This is a genomic window from Methylobacterium oryzae (genome assembly GCF_021398735.1).
Classification (GTDB): domain Bacteria; phylum Pseudomonadota; class Alphaproteobacteria; order Rhizobiales; family Beijerinckiaceae; genus Methylobacterium.
In genome coordinates this window covers 4,632,061-4,650,906 of sequence record NZ_CP090349.1, presented here as the reverse complement: position 1 = coordinate 4,650,906, position 18,846 = coordinate 4,632,061, and the positions used below count along the sequence as shown (strand labels likewise).

Here is an 18,846-nt window from a genome sequence, read left to right as displayed (position 1 = left end):
CCTTTGCCGCGCGGAGATGGGGCATGTCAGTCCGGCGTCGGATCGTCCGCGATCCTGCGCCGCAAGTGCACCAACCTCCAGCCCGAGACCGCGCCGACATCCCGTCACCGGCGGCTCGCGCCGGTGGGGCTGCAGTCGACGATACCTGTGAATTCTTGAGCCAGGTTATATCGCAAGGCGTTTGCGCGCTCTATCCCGTTGAAAATTGCACGTTGACGGCGTGCGGGATGAGCAATGATTGAACAGGGCCCACGGATAGCGCGCGAATTCCATGTCGGCGTCGGCGGCGACCGCTGGGCCCTGATGCGCGACCTCCAGACCGGACAGCCCTACGTCTCTCACTCCCCGGGCGATGACGCGCCGGAGGTCCAACTGGATCTCGGTTCCTTCCTCGTGCTGTTCACCGGGGAGGAGCGGGAGAAGCTGCTCCGCCTGATCGGGTCGCTGCTGCCGGACGAGGACGCGCGTGCGGATGCCGACGGCCGGGCCGGCACGTCGCGTCCGCTGACCTTCGTCTCCCGGTGGCTTCCCAATCGGTAGGTCGAGACTTCGGTATTAGCCACCTCGACGCGAATTTTAGGCGCAATTGAGTTCAGTTCGTAAACCGGCCCTTGATCGGTCGCCGCTTATCCTCCGGCGCTCTAGCGCGGAGTACTTATGGACAACCAGCGCAACGCCCGACGCGTCTCCGTCAACCTGAGCGGATGCATCTCGGTGGCCGGCCATCCCGCCATCCCCTGCGTGGTGCACGACATGTCGCGGTGGGGTGTTCGCCTCCGGCTCGTCGGGACCGAGCGGGTGCCCCCCGCGTTCACGCTTACGATCGACGCCACCGACACGGTGATCGGCTGCGAGACGGTCTGGAAGAACGCCGACGAGATCGGGGCCCTGACCGACCTGATGGAGTGAGCGACGGCCGGGTCTGGCCCTCACTTTGAATCGGCCGCGGATCGCCTGGCGATCGGGCACGATCCAGGAGCCGCGGCCGCGCGGTCTCGGTTTTTGATCCGACGTCCAGCGCGCCTCAACCGCGGGCGAGGGCCGCCTCGAATTCCTCGGCCGGGAGGTGCGCGCCGCCGGTCGTCCAGATCACGTGGGTGGCCGCGGCGCCGACCGCCGCGGGCAGCGTGGCGGCGAAGCGCCCGGCCGCCGCGAAGCCCGCCGCCGCCGAGGGCTCCAGGCGCAGGCCCGCCTCGGTCCACATCACCCTGAGCCAGCGGTACAGCGCGTCGTCGGGCACCGTGACCACGGCGGCCACCAGCTTCTCGAGCGTCCGGGCCACCAGCATCGACGCGGAGGCGCAGGCCAACCCGTCCGCCGCGGTGCGGTTGTCGAGGCCGACATCGTAGACGCTGACCGTGCGCTCGAGACCGGCCGCGAGCTGGACCAGCATGCACGGGGACGCGACCGGCTCGACGAAGACCGGGTGCACGGCGTCACCGAACAAGAGCTTCAGGCCGAAGGCGACGCCGCCCGGCGCGCCGCCCACGCCGCAGGGCAGATAGACGAACAGGGGTTGCGCCGGGCCCACCGCGATCCCGGACTCCGCGAGCTGGCGCTGAAGGTCGAGGGCCGCGGCCGCGTAGCCGAGAAACAGGTCGACGGAATCCTCGTCGTCGACGAAATGGGCGTCCGCGCGGCCGGCGAACGCGCCGCGGGCCGCCGCGACCGCCGCCCCGTAATCGCCGCGATGCTCGACGACGCGGGCGCCGAGTTCGCGCAGGCGCTGCTTCTTCCACGCCTTGGCGTCGTGGGACATGTGGACCTCGACCGCGAAGCCGAGCGAGCGCCCCATCAGGCCGACGCTGAAGCCGAGATTGCCGGTGCTGCCGACCGCGATCACGTGGCGGGCGAACAGGGCGCGGAATTCCGGGTCGGCAAAGGCCGCGTAGGATCGCCCCTCGGTGAGCAGCCCGGCCCGCGCGGCCAGGTCCTCGGCATAGGCCAGGACCTCGTAGACGCCGCCGCGCGCCTTGATGCAGCCGGTCACCGGCAGCGCGTGGTCGGCCTTCACCAGCACGCGCCCGTCGGCGCCGTCCAGGACGTCACGGGACAGGCGCTCTTCCAGCGGGACGAGCGGCGAGTCGATCCGGCCGGCGCCCTCTTCGGGGAAGAGGCGCGCCAAGAGCGGCGCGAACCGCTGCCAGCGCGCCACGGCCGCGTCCACGTCGGCACGGCCGGTCGCGAGTCCGGGCAGGACGGACGCGGTGGCGTCCAGCGCCGGGTTCATCCAGACCGTGGGGCTGGCGCGCCTGACCGCCTCCGGGATCCGGTCGCACGGCGGTTGAGTCTGCATCCCGTCGACGGCTGCCATGGCGCTCCCGATCCTGCCCGGTTTGTCCGCGCCGACCCTGCGCGAGCGGCGCTCATGCGGCCAATTATATTCTCTGGTGCGGTCTATTAGGCCCGCTTATGATCGGGCATGCCCGTCAGGCTCGACGCGCGCCTGGCCGGCGACCTGTTCTTCTTCCGCGTCCTGGTCGAGGCGGGCGGCTTCGCCCGTGCGGGCGACCGCCTCGCCGTCACGCAGAGCGCGGTCACGCAGCGGATCCAGCGGCTGGAGCGGCGCCTCGGTTACCCGCTGCTCGAGCGGGGCACCCGCGAGATCCGGCTGACTGCCGCGGGTCACCACCTGTTCGCCGCGGCGCGGAGCGGCTTCGACGGGATGGGCGAGGCCCTGCTCCGGGGGGAACGGCGCGAGGGCCGGGCGACGCTGCGGATCAGTTGCGTCCCCTCCCTGGCCTCGGAATGGCTCGCGCCAAGGCTGAAAGCCTTCAGCGACACGCATCCCGACATCGACGTCGCCGTCTTCGGGGAGACCCACGACCTGGATCCGGGACGCATGGCGCAGTCCGGTATCGACGTCGCGATCCGCTACGGCCCGGCGCCGCCTCCCAGTGCGACGGTCGTCTTCGACCATCCCGAGCCGGTCTACCCGGTCTGCGCCCCGGCCTACCGGGATGCGGCGGATCCCGGCGGGGCCGTCGTGCTGCTCCACGACGCGACGCCGTGGGAGGCGGCCGCGAGCGTCTCGGAGGAGTGGGATCGCTGGATAGGCGTCCATGGGGCGCCCTGGGGCGGCCGCGTCCAGAATCTCTACTTCAACCTCGCGCAACTGGCGCTGCGCGCCTCGCTCGGCGGCTCGGGCATCGCCCTGGGGCGATCGCTGATCGTCGCGCCCTATCGCGCCGACGGGCGCCTCGTGCCCGCCTGCGACGCGGCCCTCATGAACGGGCTCCGGTACTTCGTTCTCGTGCGTGCCCTGCCACCCGCAGGGCCGGCGGCGGCCTTCGTGGACTGGCTCGGCCGGACGATGGCGGGTCCGCCGGGCTCGCCCGAGGCGCCGCGTCGGGGCGGTGCGGCAGAATGCGGATAGGGCACCGTCCCGCGCGCGCGCCGCGCTCGGCGCCCCTCGGTTCGAACGCTCGATCTACCGCCGGGCGGGTCGATCCGTCGACAGCGCGGCTGCCAGATGGGCGACGAAGGCGTTCACCTTGGGACTGACCAAGCGCCGGGACGTGTGGAGCGCCCACAGCTCCGTCGGCGGCCCCTCCAGCCAGCCCCAGCAGGCGAGGCGTCCGGCCGCCACGTCGCCCCCGACAAGCGAGCGCGGGAGCAGCGCCGCGCCGGCGCCCGCCACCACGGCGTCGCGCAGCATCGGCAGCGAGGACAGGCGCAGGACCGGCACGGGCGCGTAGGTCCGGCGCGTCCGGCCGTCATGGACCTGCCACGTCTCGTCCTGACGCGGCGTCCAGCGCACCGCCGCCGGCACGGTCGCCGCGTCGGTCCCGGCCGACTGTTCGGGACGCGGGACCTCGGGCGGCGCCACCAGCCAGAGCTCGTCCCGCAGGACACAGCGCCCGACGAGGCGCTCGTCCGGCTTCGGATTGACCCGGATGATCACGTCGAAACCCTCCTCGATCGGGTCGACGAACCGGTCCTCGGCGGAGATCTCCAGCTCGACCTCGGGATAGGCGCGGGCGAAGTCCGCGGCGACGCGGCCGAGCTGCGTGTCGGACAGGAGCAGCGGCGCACTCACCCGGAGCCGCCCACGGGGTCGGTCGAGGCCGCCACCGACGACGGCGCCGGCCTCCGCGATCTCGCTGAGCAGCGGCCCCGTCCGGGCGTGGAGGAGCGCCCCCGCCTCTGTCAGGCGCAGGCTGCGCTCGCCCCGCTCGATCAGCCGCGTCCCGAGGCTCGCCTCGAGCTCGGCGACGCGCCGCGACAGCGTCGCCTTCGGCCGCCCGCTCGCCCGGGCGGCGCGGCCGAAGCCGCCGTGGCCGGCGACGAGATTGAAGTCGGCGAGCGCCGCGAGGTCCATGTGCTGTTCCAGATCCGGGACACCCAGTCCCGATCTTGCCGACTATGGCTCAGAAAAGGAACGGCGCATCTTCGGATCATCGGCGGCCCGCTCGGGGCCGCCCCGCATCCAGGAGATCCGCCATGACCATCCTCGTCACCGGTTCCACGGGCCGCATCGGCTCCGCCGTCATCGATCATCTCGTCGCCGCGGGGGCCGCCGTGCGCGCTCTGACCCGCTCGCCCGAGAAGGCGCGATTCCCCTCCGGCGTCGAGGCCGCCCGCGGCGATCCCGCCGACATCGACGCGATGCGCGCGGCGCTGGTCGGGGTCGACACCCTGTTCCTGCTCGTCGCCAACGCGCCGGACGAGCTGACCCAGGCGATCACGACGCTCAGCCTCGCCCGCGACGCGGGCGTGCGCGGCATCGTCTATCTCTCGGTCTTCAAGAGCGAGGCCTTCGTCGATGCCCCGCACTTCACCGGCAAGCACGCCGTCGAGCGGATGATCGCGGCCCTCGACCTGCCCGCCACGGTGCTGCGGCCCTCCTACTTCATGCAGAACGACCTCGCCCAGAAGGAGCCGCTTCTCGGGGCCGGCCTGTATGCCGTGCCCCTCGGGCAGGCCGGCGTCTCGATGGTCGACGTGCGCGATATCGCCGAGGCGGCGGCCAACGCGCTGCTGCGCCGCGAGCGCGCGGCCGACCGTCTTCCGGCCGAGACCTACGACGTCGTCGGGCCGGACGCCCTGACGGGCGACGCCCTGGCGGAGATCTGGTCCGAGGCCCTCGGGCGCGCGGTCCGCTACGGAGGCGACGATCTCGACGCGCTGGAGCAGCGGCTCCGGAGCTTCGCCCCCGCCTGGCTCGCCTATGACCTGCGGGTGATGATGCGCCGCTACCAGGAGGATGGCGCCGTCGCGACCGAGGCCGAGGTTGCGGACTTCGCGAGGCTCCTCGGCCGCAGGCCGCGCAGCTACCGCGACTTCGCGGGCGAGGTCGCCCGCGACTGGCGGGGCGCCTGAGCGGGGAGGCCCCGCGGGTACGGTCTCGCAGGCATTGTCACGCGGGCACGGTCTCACGGGCAGGGAGGCGACGGCGCCTCCCGCCACCGCAGCGCGTCGATCAGGCTGCGCAGGGCGGGCGTGACCTGCCGGTCGGGGTAGTAGAGGTGGCAGCCGGGAAAACACGGACACCACGCCTCCAGCGCCTGGACGAGATGTCCCGCGGCTAGGTCGTCGGCCGCCTCGTCTTCCAGCATGTAGCCGAGCCCGGCACCGGCCCGGATCGCGGCGGCCGCGAGCCGGCCATCGTTCACGACGAGCTGGCCGGCCGCGCGCACCCGGATCTCGCGGCCGTCGCGGGCGAACTCCCAGGGCAGCAACCCACCGCCGCCGACGAGCCGGTAGTTCACGCAGCAATGCGCTTCCAGGTCAGCCGGGCTCTCCGGGCGCGGGTGACGGGCGAAGTAGTCCGGGGTCGCGACGACCACCGTGCGCAGGTCGGGTCCGACCCGGACCGCCACCATGTCGCGCTCGACCGTCTCGCCGAAGCGGATCCCGGCGTCGAAGCCGGCGGCGACGATGTCGGTCAGGGGGTCGTCCACGATCACCTCCACCGAGACGGCCGGGTGGTCGATCAGGAAGTTGGGCAGTCTGGGTTCGAGGATCGCCCGCGCGGCGTACGCGAAGGTCGTCAGCCGCAGCCGCCCCGACGGCGCGCCGCGCCACTCGGCCAGCGCGTCGAGCCCGCGCGCGACGTCCTCGAGCGCGGGGCCGACCGACCGCAGCAGCCGCTCGCCGGCCGGAGTGAGCGCGACGCTGCGGGTGGTGCGGGCCAGCAGGCGCACGCCGTGACGCGCCTCCAGAGCCCGCATCGTGTGGCTGAGCGCGGAGGGCGACAGCCCCATCTCCGCGGCCGCCCGCGTGAAGCTGCGATGGCGCGCCACCGCCGCGAAAGCCGCCAGATCTTCGAGGGTGCCGCGCCGCATTCCTGAACTGTGCTCACAGGTGCATGCGGAATACCACGGCTAATCCCGATCCCGACGCCGGACTACGACCAAGCCCTCAACAGTGAGGTGCGGCGATGGATCTGAGGCACTATCGAACCCTGGGACGCTCGGGTCTGGCCGTGAGCCCCCTTGCGCTCGGGACCATGACCTTCGGCGCCGCCCGCTGGGGCAGCGACGCGACGGTCTCGGCGGCCATCTTCGACCGTTACGTCGAAGCGGGCGGCAACTTCCTCGATACGGCCGACGTCTACGCGGGCGGTGCGAGCGAGACGATGCTCGGCGACCTGATCGCGGCGCGCGGTCTGCGCGACCGCCTGGTCGTCGCGACGAAGTCCGGCTTCCCGCGCGCGCAGGGCACGCCGCTCGCCGGAGGCAACAGCGCGCGGAACATCCGCTCCGGTCTCGAGAGCTCCCTGCGCCGTCTCAGGACCGGCTGGATCGACCTGTACTGGACCCATGTCTGGGACCGGACCACGCCGCCGGAGGAAGTCCTCCGGGCGCTGACCGACGCCGTCGCGCGCGGCGACATCCTGTATTACGGATTCTCGAACGCGCCCGCTTGGTACGCCGCGCAGATCGCCGCGCTGTCCCGTGCCCACGGCCTCCCGGAACCCATCGGCCTGCAATACGCCTACTCGCTGCTCGACCGGGGCGTGGAACTCGATGTGCTGCCCGCGGGCCGCGCCCTCGGGCTCGGGCTGGTGCCCTGGAGCCCGCTGGCGGCCGGCCTGCTGACCGGCAAGTACGGCCGCGAGAAGCTCGCTCAGGCCGGTCCGGCAGGCTCGCTCCCGGACCGGGCCGGCGACGCGGCCGAGGGCGGCAGCGACGGCCGGCTCAACGGCGACAACCCCTTCGGCGGCATGCTGTTCACCGAGGCGAACTTCGCGGTGGTGGACGTGCTGCGGGCGGTCGCCGCGGACGTCGGCCGACCGATGGCGCAGGTGGCGCTGGCCTGGGTCGCGCGGCGCCCCGGCGTCGCCTCGGTCCTGGTCGGGGCGAGCCGCCCGGAGCAGCTGGCGCAGAACATCGCCGCCCTCGAGGTCGTCCTGACGCCCGAGCAGCAGTCCCGCCTGGATGAGGCCGCGGCTCCGCCGCAACTCAATCCCTACTTCATCTTCGAGCTGCCGACTTCGCGCATCTTCGGCGGTGAACGGGTCGAGGCGTGGTAGGCCCACGTCCGGGGTCGGCTCGGGGGATCGAGACCGGGCTTGCCGGTGATTCCCGTCACTCCGAACGCGCCACCTGGGTGCGGAACAGCGTCGCGAGGGTCCGCAACGTCCTGTTGTGCGGCTCGGCCAGGGACACCGTGTAGGCGCCCGGATCGATGTTCGGGACGGAGGCGGTGATGCGCACCGTCCGCTCGTCGATCTTGAGGACGGGCGCCCGCCACGTCTGACCGTTGGTGCCGCGAAACACCGCCAGCGTGTCCTTGCCGAGCCGGGGCGCGGTCCCGGGGAACGCGACTTCCGCGGCCCAGAGCTGCCCCGGCGACACGCGGAGCGCGTCGCCGGCATCCGGCAGGCTGTGGTGCAGATCCGGGACGTGCGGCGGCCCGCTGACGAGATGGCGCGGCTCCGGAACGAAGCGCGCCGGCGGCTCGGTGTCGGGGGCGATGAAGATCGAAGCGACGTCTTCGAGGATGCGCAGGCTACCGTCGGCGATCTGGACGATCGCGAGCGCGTAGCGTCCGAAGGACATCCCCGCGACGTCGATCTGGCCGGTGAAGCCGGACGTCGCGGCGGCGGGTTCACCGTACCACTTGGCCACGTCCGGACGGAGATCGCTCTGCAGGGCGACCCACGATGTCCCGGTGCGACCCGTCAGCCGCAGGTAGATCGCCTTCGGCGCCGGCCCCGAGACGTGCAGCCAGCCGCGCAGGAACACGGAAGCCCGCGCGACGACCAACGAGAGATCCAGGCTCCGGTTAAGGCGCTCGTCCGTGCGCAGCACGTCGAGGCTCCAGCCGCACTCGCTGCGCCGGACCGGCCTCAGCGTTAGACGCCGGAACGCGTCGGGCATCTCCGGAACCGGGCGCGCGCGCGCCGCCGCCATCACGGTGGGCGACGCCTCCGGCGCTCGGGCCGCCTCATCCCACGCGATCGCCGCGCTGGTCCAGGAGGCGGCGTTCGTCCGGTATCCCAGGGTCTCGAGCCGCAGGTCGAAACCGTGCCGCAGGTGGCTGGGAACCCGTCCGTGGCGCAGCGGCCGCGCCTCGATCAGGCGCTCGTAGAGGGCGCGGACCGACCCGAGGTGGCCGTCGGTGTCGGGGAAGGATTTCCGGCCGATGGAGGCCTGCATCCGGGAGAGGCGGGCGCGATCGTAGTGTAGCGCGATGAGGCGCGCGCGGACGGCGCCGGCATCGTCCGGCGGGACCTTGAACCCGTCGATCCCGTCCTCGACGCGCTCGGCCAGGGCCCCGATATCGGCGACGATCGGGACCAGGCCCGCCTGCCACGCCTCCGTCAGCGCGATGACGAACGTCTCGGGCCAGGTCGAGAGGTGCAGCGAGACATCGCAGCCGGCCAGCAGGCCGCCGATCGCGTGCTGCTCGTATGCGCCGGTCACGGTGACCTGATCCGGTCCGAGGCCCGCGACCGCCTCGCGGTACGGGTCGTCGATGCGGCCGATCACCTTGAAATGGATGGGATAGGCCTCGCAGCTCCGGATCAGGTTGATCGCCTGCTGGCCGCCCTTGTGGGCCGCGAGATTGCCCAGGATCGCCACGGTCAGCCGATCGCCGTCGCGCCTGCGCCTGGACACCGGCCGCGCCCCGGCCGGCGCGGTGTTCGGCGCCACCATCGGGATCTCGACGATCCGGTCGGCGGGGATGCCGGGGAAGTAGCGCCGGAGGTACTCCGCCGTGGCGGGCGTGCTCGTGACGAAGGCGTCGATCGCGTCGGTCACCAGGGTCATCATGCCGTCGCGGCGCGCCTTGGAGCCGGGCGGATACTGGTTTCCCGAGACCAGGCACGCGTCGCACTGGTCCGCCCCGCGATTGACGACGTCGCAGAACCGGCCGGTGTGATCGAGCAGCAGCCAGCGCTCGCAGATCAGGAAATGGTCGTGCAGGTGGTAGACGGTGGGTATGCCGCAGGCCCGCGCGATCAGCGGCAGCGACAGCGGGACGTGCATCAGGTGATGGATGTGGACGAGGTCGACCTGATGCTCGAACAGCAGTCTCTGGAAGATCCCCTCCACGAACGGGTCCGTCGAGAGCGGCGGCGTGACGGGACCGCAGGCGAAGCTCTCCGCGATCCCCGGGCCCTCGAGCCGGAGCGACCAGCGCCCGTCGCCGAAGACGGAGAAGAGGAACAGGACGCGGTACGGCTCGCCGAGCTCGGTCAGCAGTTCCTGATAGACCTCGACCCCGCCGCCGGGACGATGCCCCATCCGGTTGTGGGTGAGCATCAGGACCGTGCGGGGCGCTGACGGTTCGAGGGGGGGCCGGCGCGTCTGCGTCCGGCGCCGGTCGATCACCGCGTCCAGGATCGTCGCCACGCGATGGTCGTAGAGGTGCTCGGCGCGGGTCCGCGCCTGCGCGGCGCGCGCGCGCGCGATGCGGGCCTCCGGTTCGGTCAGGGCCGTCAGGATCGCCTCGACCGCACCGGCCTCGTCGTCGCAGAGCGCGATCTCGGCGCCCGGCGTGTAGTAGGCGGCCGTCTCCGGCTCGGGCGAGACCACGACCTGGTAGCCGCCGGCCAGCGCCGTCTCGAACAGCCGCGGCGGCGGCGTCGAACCGGTCGCCTGATCGGCGCGCGCCGCCGAGAAGATCCGGGGCAGGGTGAGCACGACGCGACTGCGGTTCGCCAGGAGGGCGAAGTCGCGGTTGCCGCAGCGCCAGTCCGTGACGAGCGCCTCGTCCTCCAGCTCCGGCGGACCGATATGCGCGTTCCACGGCAGCGCCAGCTTGAACTTCACGTCCCGCGGCAGCTTGGCCGAGAGCGCGTTCAGGGTCGCGACCCTGTTCGGCCACGCCGTTCCGATGAAGAGGAGGTCGTAGCGGTAGCGCGCGTCGTCCTCGAGCACCGGGAGATCGTGGAAGAGCGAGGAGGCGCCGAGGGCGAGGTGGTGTGCCCGGCCTCCGTAGGCCGGGACCGTGGCAAGGTCGTTCGTGAAGACCAGATCGAAGACCCCCGACCCGCGCACGTTCGCTTCGCGCTCGTACGGATCCTCCGTGGTCCAGAGCACGCTGGTCCGAGCGAGCCCCGCGAGCCGACCGACCAGGGGCGCGTGCGCCCGCGCGCCGCCGAAAGCGATCAGCGTGTCGAGACCCTGCTCGACGAAGGCGGCCAGGGCATCGCCGTGCCCGCCGACATGGACCCGGCCGACCGCGGGATGCCGGCGCAGCGCGTCCGCGATGGCGAGCACGAGGTAGCGGTTGTGGGTCTGCGGCTCGGTGTCGAGCAGCAGGATCGACAGGTCGGACATGCGCGGTCTCGTCCGTCTCAGCGGCGGCGTGATCAGGCCGGGACCGTCAGGCGGCTCAGGTCGAGCAGGCGCGCCGCGCGATGCCGGTAGGTGTGCTCGCGGAGCGCCCGCGCCTGCGCCCGGCGCGCGATCGCCTCGATCGCGCCGGGCTCGTCGAGCGACCGCTCGATGGCGCGCGCGATATCGGCCGCGCCGTCCACCAGCAGGATCTCCGTGTCCGGCTCGAAATGCGCGCAGATTTCCAGGCCGGTGACGAAGAACAGCTGCGCCGAGCCCGACAGGGCGACCTCGAAGGTGCGCGGTCCCGGCGTCGCCTGCGGGAGCGACAGCCGGCGATTGGCCACGTCGAGGTCGCGGCCGATGTTGAGCGTCAGCCGCGCCGCCGCGGCGTAGTCGGCCATCTGCGCCGGCGTGAGGCGGCGGTTCACCGCGCATTGGAGCGTGTCCGGCCACTCGGCGCCCAGGATCTCCACGACGTGCCGGCACAGGAGATCGTCGATCCGGCGCATCAGGGCGACGCGGTTCGGGTAGGCGACGCCGCAGAAGAACAGGACTGTCTCCCGCTCCGCCACCGGGGCGATCGGCCGGAAATGCCGGTCGGGCGCCGCGGCCAGCGGCAGGTGGTGGACGTCGGGGTGCCGGTAGTGCTGCGCCGCCCAGGAATCGTTGCTCACAACGATGTCGGCGTAGAGTTCCGCCTTGAAGGCGTAGTCGAACTCGTACGGGTCGTCCGTCAGCCAGAAGATCAGGACGGCACCCACGGCGTCCGCGGCCCGCCGAAGCGCGCGCAGATCCGCCAGGTCAGGCACGAGACTTCCGACCGCGATCACGACATCCGGCCGGGTCGCCCGAACCGCCGCGACCGCCAGTTCCAGAGGGGTGTGTCTGACGCGCTCGGCGCCGAGCAGTTCGGCGAAGCCCTCTGCCAGATCGCTCCGGATCCCGGGATTCCTGTTGAGCGCATCGGGGAAGGTGCTCGTGACCAGGACGTGCGGCCCGGCCAACGAGATCGCGCTGACGAAATTCATCCCTCGTGACCTCGGCGAGACGGGCCAGTTTTAATTGCAGGTTAATGCCAATTGTAAGTAGACACGCAACTGTCGCATGTCCATTTCGTCGATTAATTTCCCCCAACCACTTGGCGATTGGGTAATTCCGGGCAATTTAATGTTGGCAATCAGGAAGTATGGCACGGGATGAAGTGGCAATAGGCGCGCCGCACCCGCCGCGCGAGCCCTGCGCCGAGGCGTTGCGCCCCTTCCTGCCGTGGTTGACCGGCACGCTCCTGCTGCTGGGCCCGAAGCCCGACGCGGGGAGCCGCGCGCGCTGGGCTTCCGACGCCACCCTCGTCACCACGGCGGATGGCGCCGACCTGCCGGCTTCCACCCTCTTCGATGGCGTCGTGCTGACGGGGCTGCTGTCGTGTCGCGACGACGGGGGCCGGGACGCGCTCGACGCGACGATCGCCTGGGCCCAGGAACGGCTGCGGCCCGGCGGGCGGCTGATCCTCGTCATCGACAACGCCCTCTCGCTCCACGGACTCGCTGCGGGCTCCGAGACGGTGGGGCAGCGCGGCTTCCCGAGCCTCGAGGGACGCCTCAGGTCGGACGGCCTCCGGCTGCCCACGCGGGCAGGCCTGAAACGGTCCCTGCAGGCCCGCGGCCTGGCCTATCAGGAATGGTGGTTCCCGTTCCCGGGGCGGGAGGAGCCCGTGAGCTTCATCGCCGAGCGGGGCCTCGCGCGGCCGGGCGGGTTCGATCCCGGACTGCTCGCGATCGGCGCGGCCGGGCCGGATCCGGCAGCCCGCGCGGGCGCGCTGTTCTCGCCGCGGCGCGCCTGGGCGACGGTGGCGGAGCAGGGGCTCATCGGCGATCTGGCGCCCGCCTTCGTGATCGCGGCATCGGCGGAGCCGCTGCCGCCGGACGACCGGCTGGCGATCCACGCGGGTTTGCGCCGCCGGCCGGAATTCGAGCGGCTGGTGACCTTCGCGGAGGCCGGGTCGCAGATCGCGGTGCGCCGCGCGCGCGCGTATCCCGACCTTCCCGCCGCGGTTCGAGGCGTCACGAACCTGTTGCCGTCGGAGACCTACGTGCCGGGCTCCCTCTGGTCTGAAGTTCTCGAGGCGCGGCTGGCGCGGGAAGGCTGGTGCCCGGACGCCGTCGCCGCCTGGGCCGGAACGTGGCTTCAAGCCGTCTCGCGCCGCTTCGCGGCGGGAGCGTTGCTCGAGACCCAGACGATCCTCCCGGGACCGGCCCTCGACGCCATCCCGAAGAATCTCGTCTCGGGCGCCGACGGCACGTTCATAGACCTGGAATGGGAGCTCGGGGTCCCTCTGGACGCTGGCCACCTCGCCGTGCGGGGCTTGGTCAACGCGCTGACCGATGCGCGAGACTGGCGTCCCGGCGGGCTGTCCACGCTGACCCTTCTGGATGCCCTGCGCGCCCTGCTGCCGCGACTCGGGCTGGCTCTGGACGATGCGCAGCTCGCCGACCGGCTGGCCCGGGAAAGCCGTTTCCAGACGATCGTCAGCGACCGGGTGACGGAGCGCGGCCTGGACTGGGCGGCGGCGACGCGCCTGCCGGTCGGCGAAGAGACCCGGATCGACGCGGATCCGCGCGCTGCGCTCGCGGAGGCCTCCGCGGAGATCGCGCGGCTGCTCGAGGAGAACGCGGCCCTGCGCGCCGCGCGCGCCGCCGACGCCGCCGCGCACGAGGCCGCCGCGCGCGAAAGCGTCCGCCGCACCGACCGCGTGATCGCCTACGCGGCCGAGATGCACCGCGCGCGCGACCACCTCCAGGACACCCTCGACGCCCGCCGCGCTTCAGCCGGTGACGGCAGCGGCCTGTCCCTTCGCCTCCTGCGTCTCATCAGAGGAACCCCGTGATGCGGCTGCTCGTCGCCTGTGACCACCTGGCGCTGACGGGCGGCCTGCTCCGGTTCGAGCGGGTCGGGCGGGTGCTCGCGCGTCGCGGTCACGCGTTCGCGTACCTGACTCTGGGCACCGGCGAGGACGGGTTCGAGACGCGGCTGCCAGTCCTGCACCGCGAGGACGCCGCGCGCGCGAGCTGGGACGCCGTCATGGTGCCCGGCGGCGGCTTCCCGGATGCCACGATCGAGGGATTCGTGGACCTCCGGGCCCCGAACTTCGGCGCCCGGATCCAGCACCTCCTCAACGCGCCGGTGCGGCGCGACGCCTACGCGCGCGTCACGCGGACCCTCGCGCCCGACCTCGTCGTGGCGAACAACGACCACTGGGACGACGCCGCCCTCCAGGCCCTCGGCCTGCCGTGGCGGCGCCTCGTCGGTGCGGTCGATAGCGGGCTGTTCGCGCCGCCCGTCTCGCCGCCCGCGCGCGGCGCGCGGCGCCGGCTCGGCGGCATCGCCAACAAGCGCCCCGCCGCGCAGCTCGCGGCGCTCGACAAGCTCGGTGACGCGTGGGCCCTGCACTGGTTCGGACGGCCGGACTGGGGGCTGGTGGGCGCGCGCGCCGATCTGGTGGCGTCGGGCCGCCTCGTCGTGCACGGGCCGCTGCCCGAGTCCGACCTGCCCGCGTGGTATCACGGGCTCGACGCGTTCTGCAGCGCGGAGGCGCATGCCGGCTGGTGCAACCCGGCTGCGGAAGCGATGGCCTGCGGCACGCCGCTCGTCTCGACCGTGCACGGCACGCTGGCTTTCGCCGAGGACGGCGTCACGGCCCTGGTGGTGCCGGACGGTCCGGACGCGGCGCTGGGCGCGGCCATCGCGGAGGCCGTGGACAGGATCGCGACCGATCCGGCCGGCGCCGCGTCCCGGGCCGAGGCGGGACGGGCGCGGATCCGGGCGCTCGACTGGGACACCTACGCGGACGGTCTGCTCGCCGTCGTCGCGGAGGCGATCGCGCTGCGGGCGGGCCGGACCGATGCGGTGCGCCCGTCCGGCCCGCCGCGCGAGACCGCGCTGCGCCTCGCCGACCTCGCGAGCCGGGACGGGCCCCTGCCGGAGGATTTCGACGCCCTCGGCTATATCCGGCTGCACGCCGACCTCGCGGCGCTGTTCGAGCACGCGTGGCAGGGGCAGCTGCACTACCTCGAGCACGGCCGTCGCGAGGGCCGCATCTACCCCTCGAACCTGACGCGGGCCCAGCAGAAGGCCGCCCAGGCCTCGCGGATCGCGCTCGCGGTCGACGGGCTCGACGGCTCCGGCAAGTCGAGTATCGCGCGGCACGTCGCCGAGGCGCTCGGCGCCACGGTGCTCAACCCGTTCAGCGGTCCGGTCGGCGCCATCCTGGTCCACCTCGCCCGGACGGGGCAGCACGTGCTGGCCGACGACGTGGCGCACGCGGCCGTGGCGGCGGCGATCGCCAACGCCCCGCCGGGACCGGTCGTGTTCGACCGGCACTGGTTCACCGCCTCGCAGCTCCTCTCGCCGGCCTTTCGTCCGGGCTGGGAGCCGCGCCCGTTCACCGTCATGTGCTGGGCCGACCGTCCCACCACCATCGCCCGCATGGTCGCGCGCGGCGTCCCGAACCCGTCGGAGCACATGACCGAGGCCCGGATCGCCGGCTATCGGGCGCTCGCGGAGGAGTTGCGGGTGCCGCTCCTCGACACGTCCCGCATCGCGCCGGAGGAGGGGGCCGCGCAGGTGCTGGCGATGCTGGGCGAGAGCGGCCACACGGCGCGGCGCGCGTGATCGCCGCCTCGCGGCGCGGCCTGTATGGTCGCGTCTCGGAAGCGGGTGGCCACACCGGCCATCGGCGTCGCGGGAGGGCGGGGCGATCGTGTTGAAACTCGCGCGCGGCGACCGTGGCCGGAACGTCCTGCTGCTCGGCATCAGCCTCCTCTTCGTCGCCGCCGGCCTCGGGATGATCGCCACCGGCGCGGATGGCGGCGTCACGACAACGGTGTTCTTCGGCGTGTGCGCGGCCGTCGCCGTGTGGCAGCTGCGGCCGGACCTGCTCGAATCCGAGAGCCGGTCGGCGGGGTCGCTGGCGGCGCAGTTCCCCGGCCCCGTGATCCTGCGCGCCTCGGTGCGGAAACTCCTGTTCTTGGCCCTGATGGCCGCCGGCTTCGGCGGCGTCACGCTCTGGATGGTGCTGCACGAGGCGCCCTCCACGGCGATGCAACTGCTGCTCTGGCCGGGCGTCGCGCTCTTCCTCGGCGGCGTCCCCTTCCTCATCCTGACGGCGATCCGCGGCTCGGCGCTGCACCTCGACGAGACGGGCTTCACCGTCGTGCAGCTGGGCCGCGCGCGGCACGTCCGGTGGCGTGACGTGAGCGTGTTCGAGCCGGTCTCCATGCCGGGTTCGGGACAACGCCTCGTGACCTTCGATGACGCGAACGCCGGCGCGACGCGCCTCGGGGCGATGAACCGGCACCTGATCGGGCGCAACGCGGGTCTGCCGGACAGCTACGGGCTGGATCCCGACGCGCTCGCCAGCCTGCTCACGGCCTGGCGCAAGCGGGCCCTGCAGCGGGAGGACGATGGCTTCTGAGGCGCTTCGTTGGCTGCGCCCTGGCGACGAGGTCGCGGTCGGACGGCGCGCCTCAGCGCGTGACGATGCCGGGCTCCTGCCGACCGGGACGGGGCTGCACCACGAGGAGACCCGCCGAGTAGATCAGCGAGACGAGGAGCGCGACCGTCAGCGCGAGCGCGGCACCGTAGGGCTGGATCATCAGGTGGAGTGTCAGCAAGGTCAGGCCGAAGCCGAACACCCCGCGGATCGCGACGCTCGCCAGCCGCGCCATCGCCGCCCCGCCGATGCGGCGATGGAGGATGACGAAGGCGCTCGTCATCGTGACCGGGAAGGCGGCGATGACCCCGGTCCTGGCGGGGCCCAGCGCCGTACTCAGCGCCAGGAGGGCCGCGACGAACAGCGCGACGGCGCTCGCGCGGATCAGCAGATCCAGCGGGCGCGGCCGCGCGACGACGGTGCTCCGCACGAGGGTCGCGCGCACGACGTGCCGGGTCGAGAGCGCGCCGGCCCCGTAGACCAGGGCGTTCAGCAGGAACGCCGTCGTCGGCGTCCAGGTGAGTGCCGAGACCGGCAGGGCCGCCGCGAGCCACGCGAGGATCGCCGGCCCGAGGGTGGCGGTCATGTCCCGGCCGGCAGCCCGGTGGGCGTAGACGATCAGGAACAGGCCCGTCGCGGCGTTCGCCGCGAAGCCGTTCAGGGCCGCCCCGGCCACGAAGGCGGCGTCGTGCTCCATCGCCATGAACACGTAGGCCGGCCCCGCGGAGACCGGCAGGCTGACGACGAGCGCGCCCCAGACCGGTCCCAGCCATTCGGCCAGGACGGAGGCGAGCACCACCACGGTCCCTGAGGTCAGCGCCCGGATCAGGGCCGTCAGCCAAATCGCCGCCAAGGTCGTTTCCCGCGCGTCGCGCCGCCGACCCGGGCCGGCATCGGAGCCGCGCCCTCGCTATCATGGGCGGCCTGTCCGGGCCAAAGCGGCCGGCTGGCGATTCCGCCCGTCTGAAACCGGTCGCGGCGACCCGCGAGCGCCGGTGCGCGCCCGGAACCGGGGCGGGCGACCTCAGCCGACGGCGCGCGCGGCTTCCCGGACCTGGCGGGTGGCCGCGTCGACCTGCTCGTTGGCCCGCGCGATCGCCGCCATGCCGCCCGCGATGGTCCCGACCCCGCGGGAGGCCGTGTGCATGCTGCCGGAGATCTCCTGGGTCACCGCCGACTGCTCCTCGACGGCCGCCGCGATCGCCGCCGAGATCTCGTCGAGCGCCCGGATCGTGCCCTGGATCGAGCCGATCGCCGACACCGCCTCGCGCGTGGTGGCCTGCGTCGTGGTGATCTGGTCGCGGATCTGATCCGTGGCCTTGGCGGTCTGCTCGGCGAGCGCCTTCACCTCCGAGGCCACGACCGCGAAGCCCTTGCCGGCGAGGCCCGCCCGGGCCGCCTCGATCGTGGCGTTGAGCGCGAGCAGGTTGGTCTGGGCCGCGATGCCCTGGATCATGGTCACGACGTCGCCGATCTGCGCCGCCTGCCCGCTCAGGCCCTCGACGATCGTGCTGGTGTGCCGGGCCTGCTCGACGGCCTCGCCGGCCATCCGCGCCGCGTGGCTGACCTGCTGGCTGATCTCGCCCACCGAGGCCGACAGTTCCTCGGCGCCGGAGGCCACGCTCTGGATGTCGCCGGAAACCCGCCCGGCGAGGTCGACGGCCTCCGCGGTCCGGCGGCTGGCGCCCTCGACGGCGGTGCCGATCGCGTCGAGGTCGACGCCGATCGCCCGCTGCGCCGCGACGCGCCGGTGGCGCTCCCGGACCTGCGCGGTGATGTCGGCGGCGAACTTGACCACCTTCAGGACGCATCCGCTGGCATCGAGGATCGGGTTGTAGGTCGCCTGGATCCAGACGTCGCGGCCGCCCTTGGCGATGCGGCGGAACTCGCCGCCCTTGAACTCGCCCCGGCCCAGGCCCTCCCAAAACGCGCGGTAGCCGGCGGACGACCGCTCGGCCGGGTCCACGAACACGCCGTGGTGCTGGCCCCGGATCTCCTCCAGGCGATAGCCCATCGTCTCGAGGAAGTTGCCGTTGGCGTCTAGGATCGTGCCGGCCGGATCGAAGGCGATCACCGCCTGCGACCGGTGCAGCGCCGCGATCTGACCGGCGTAGTCGAGCATCAGCAGCTTCTGCGCCGTGATGTCGGACGCGAACTTGACGACCTTCACGACGCGGCCCGCGCGGTCGAGCACCGGGTTGTAGCTCGCCTGCACCCAAACGTGGCGGCCGCCCTGGGCGATCCGCTTGAACTCGGCCACTTGGCAGGTGCCCTGCCGCAGGGCGTCCCAGAAGGCGTGGTACGCGGGTGTCTCCCGATGCGCCGCCTCCACGAACAGGGCGTGACGCTGGCCCCGGATGTCGGGCAGGGCGTAGCCCATCATCGTCAGGAAATTGGCGTTGGCCGTGATGATGGTGCCGTCCGGCTCGAACTCGATGACGGCCTGTGAGCGGTCGAGGGCATCGAATTTCTCCGCCAGACCTTCACGACCGCGCAGGGCGCCGAGCATGATCCCATCCCTTCTTGTCATTGCCGGGATCCCGAGTGCAAACACGCGGTTCTGCTTGGGATCTGCCGCTGATTTACTGTCACGGCATGACGGCCTCGCATAATGATTGCGCA

At 72.6% G+C, this 18,846-nt stretch carries 15 protein-coding genes; 8 read left to right on the top strand and 7 right to left on the bottom strand.

From position 1 onward, the window contains the following. Positions 1-234 precede the first annotated feature (234 nt). Positions 235-540 (top strand): hypothetical protein, encoded by a 306-nt coding sequence (locus LXM90_RS22220; protein WP_020091600.1) that lies wholly within the window; start codon positions 235-237, stop codon positions 538-540. Between the two features lie 117 nt (positions 541-657). Continuing rightward, positions 658-909, top strand: coding sequence for a PilZ domain-containing protein (locus tag LXM90_RS22215; protein WP_020091601.1), 252 nt, complete (start codon positions 658-660; stop codon positions 907-909). 115 nt (positions 910-1,024) lie between these two features. On the opposite strand, the gene LXM90_RS22210 is transcribed toward LXM90_RS22215, so the two are convergent. Beyond that, positions 1,025-2,314: a D-serine ammonia-lyase gene (locus tag LXM90_RS22210; RefSeq protein ID WP_020091602.1), complete on the bottom strand. Its 1,290-nt coding sequence runs from the start codon at positions 2,312-2,314 to the stop codon at positions 1,025-1,027. Positions 2,315-2,422: 108 nt separating this feature from the next. Here LXM90_RS22210 and LXM90_RS22205 point away from each other — a divergent pair, with 108 nt between their 5' ends. After that, a complete protein-coding gene (locus LXM90_RS22205; RefSeq protein ID WP_020091603.1) occupies positions 2,423-3,376 on the top strand; it encodes a LysR substrate-binding domain-containing protein in 954 nt (317 codons plus the stop codon). A 54-nt stretch (positions 3,377-3,430) separates the two neighbouring features. Here LXM90_RS22205 and LXM90_RS22200 read toward each other — a convergent pair whose 3' ends face one another. Further along, entirely contained in the window at positions 3,431-4,321 is an 891-nt protein-coding gene (locus tag LXM90_RS22200) for a LysR family transcriptional regulator (RefSeq protein WP_020091604.1), read from the bottom strand. A gap of 122 nt (positions 4,322-4,443) precedes the next feature. Here LXM90_RS22200 and LXM90_RS22195 point away from each other — a divergent pair, with 122 nt between their 5' ends. Further along, entirely contained in the window at positions 4,444-5,322 is an 879-nt protein-coding gene (locus LXM90_RS22195) for an SDR family oxidoreductase (RefSeq protein WP_020091605.1), read from the top strand. A gap of 53 nt (positions 5,323-5,375) precedes the next feature. Here LXM90_RS22195 and LXM90_RS22190 read toward each other — a convergent pair whose 3' ends face one another. Further along, the gene (locus tag LXM90_RS22190; protein WP_234081053.1) at positions 5,376-6,287 is read right to left on the bottom strand and encodes a LysR family transcriptional regulator; all 912 of its coding nucleotides are present in this window, start codon (positions 6,285-6,287) and stop codon (positions 5,376-5,378) included. Positions 6,288-6,382: 95 nt separating this feature from the next. On the opposite strand from LXM90_RS22190, the gene LXM90_RS22185 reads away from it, so the two are divergent. Further along, on the top strand, positions 6,383-7,477 hold the full coding sequence (locus tag LXM90_RS22185; protein WP_234081052.1) for an aldo/keto reductase: 1,095 nt from the start codon (positions 6,383-6,385) through the stop codon (positions 7,475-7,477). Positions 7,478-7,532: 55 nt separating this feature from the next. On the opposite strand, the gene LXM90_RS22180 is transcribed toward LXM90_RS22185, so the two are convergent. After that, positions 7,533-10,736 (bottom strand): glycosyltransferase family protein, encoded by a 3,204-nt coding sequence (locus tag LXM90_RS22180; RefSeq protein ID WP_234081051.1) that lies wholly within the window; start codon positions 10,734-10,736, stop codon positions 7,533-7,535. A 32-nt stretch (positions 10,737-10,768) separates the two neighbouring features. Further along, a complete protein-coding gene (locus LXM90_RS22175) occupies positions 10,769-11,764 on the bottom strand; it encodes a glycosyltransferase (RefSeq protein ID WP_020091609.1) in 996 nt (331 codons plus the stop codon). Positions 11,765-11,922: 158 nt separating this feature from the next. Between LXM90_RS22175 and LXM90_RS22170 the strand changes: the two genes are divergently transcribed. The 3 genes from LXM90_RS22170 to LXM90_RS22160 all read left to right on the top strand — a co-directional run bounded on the left by LXM90_RS22170 (position 11,923) and on the right by LXM90_RS22160 (position 16,206). Then, entirely contained in the window at positions 11,923-13,620 is a 1,698-nt protein-coding gene (locus LXM90_RS22170; RefSeq protein ID WP_026604694.1) for a hypothetical protein, read from the top strand. Then, the gene (locus LXM90_RS22165) at positions 13,620-15,404 is read left to right on the top strand and encodes a glycosyltransferase (RefSeq protein WP_026604695.1); all 1,785 of its coding nucleotides are present in this window, start codon (positions 13,620-13,622) and stop codon (positions 15,402-15,404) included. Before LXM90_RS22170 ends, LXM90_RS22165 begins: the two co-directional genes overlap by 1 nt. 88 nt (positions 15,405-15,492) lie before the next feature. After that, complete coding sequence (locus LXM90_RS22160) at positions 15,493-16,206, top strand: hypothetical protein (protein ID WP_234081050.1); 714 nt, start codon at positions 15,493-15,495, stop codon at positions 16,204-16,206. 52 nt (positions 16,207-16,258) lie between these two features. Here LXM90_RS22160 and LXM90_RS22155 read toward each other — a convergent pair whose 3' ends face one another. After that, on the bottom strand, positions 16,259-17,077 hold the full coding sequence (locus tag LXM90_RS22155; RefSeq protein ID WP_020091612.1) for a hypothetical protein: 819 nt from the start codon (positions 17,075-17,077) through the stop codon (positions 16,259-16,261). Between the two features lie 171 nt (positions 17,078-17,248). Continuing rightward, positions 17,249-18,733: a methyl-accepting chemotaxis protein gene (locus LXM90_RS22150; RefSeq protein ID WP_234081049.1), complete on the bottom strand. Its 1,485-nt coding sequence runs from the start codon at positions 18,731-18,733 to the stop codon at positions 17,249-17,251. Positions 18,734-18,846: the final 113 nt, after the last annotated feature.

Excerpts from the sequence above, each read along its gene's own strand:
- LXM90_RS22220 (WP_020091600.1), top strand. The coding sequence starts at position 235 with ATGATTGAACAGGGCCCACGGATAGCGCGCGAATTCCATGTCGGCGTC.
- LXM90_RS22215 (WP_020091601.1), top strand. The coding sequence starts at position 658 with ATGGACAACCAGCGCAACGCCCGACGCGTCTCCGTCAACCTGAGCGGA.
- LXM90_RS22210 (WP_020091602.1), bottom strand. The coding sequence starts at position 2,314 with ATGGCAGCCGTCGACGGGATGCAGACTCAACCGCCGTGCGACCGGATC.
- LXM90_RS22205 (WP_020091603.1), top strand. The coding sequence starts at position 2,423 with ATGCCCGTCAGGCTCGACGCGCGCCTGGCCGGCGACCTGTTCTTCTTC.
- LXM90_RS22200 (WP_020091604.1), bottom strand. The coding sequence starts at position 4,321 with ATGGACCTCGCGGCGCTCGCCGACTTCAATCTCGTCGCCGGCCACGGC.
- LXM90_RS22195 (WP_020091605.1), top strand. The coding sequence starts at position 4,444 with ATGACCATCCTCGTCACCGGTTCCACGGGCCGCATCGGCTCCGCCGTC.
- LXM90_RS22190 (WP_234081053.1), bottom strand. The coding sequence starts at position 6,287 with ATGCGGCGCGGCACCCTCGAAGATCTGGCGGCTTTCGCGGCGGTGGCG.
- LXM90_RS22185 (WP_234081052.1), top strand. The coding sequence starts at position 6,383 with ATGGATCTGAGGCACTATCGAACCCTGGGACGCTCGGGTCTGGCCGTG.
- LXM90_RS22180 (WP_234081051.1), bottom strand. The coding sequence starts at position 10,736 with ATGTCCGACCTGTCGATCCTGCTGCTCGACACCGAGCCGCAGACCCAC.
- LXM90_RS22175 (WP_020091609.1), bottom strand. The coding sequence starts at position 11,764 with ATGAATTTCGTCAGCGCGATCTCGTTGGCCGGGCCGCACGTCCTGGTC.
- LXM90_RS22170 (WP_026604694.1), top strand. The coding sequence starts at position 11,923 with ATGGCACGGGATGAAGTGGCAATAGGCGCGCCGCACCCGCCGCGCGAG.
- LXM90_RS22165 (WP_026604695.1), top strand. The coding sequence starts at position 13,620 with ATGCGGCTGCTCGTCGCCTGTGACCACCTGGCGCTGACGGGCGGCCTG.
- LXM90_RS22150 (WP_234081049.1), bottom strand. The coding sequence starts at position 18,733 with ATGCTCGGCGCCCTGCGCGGTCGTGAAGGTCTGGCGGAGAAATTCGAT.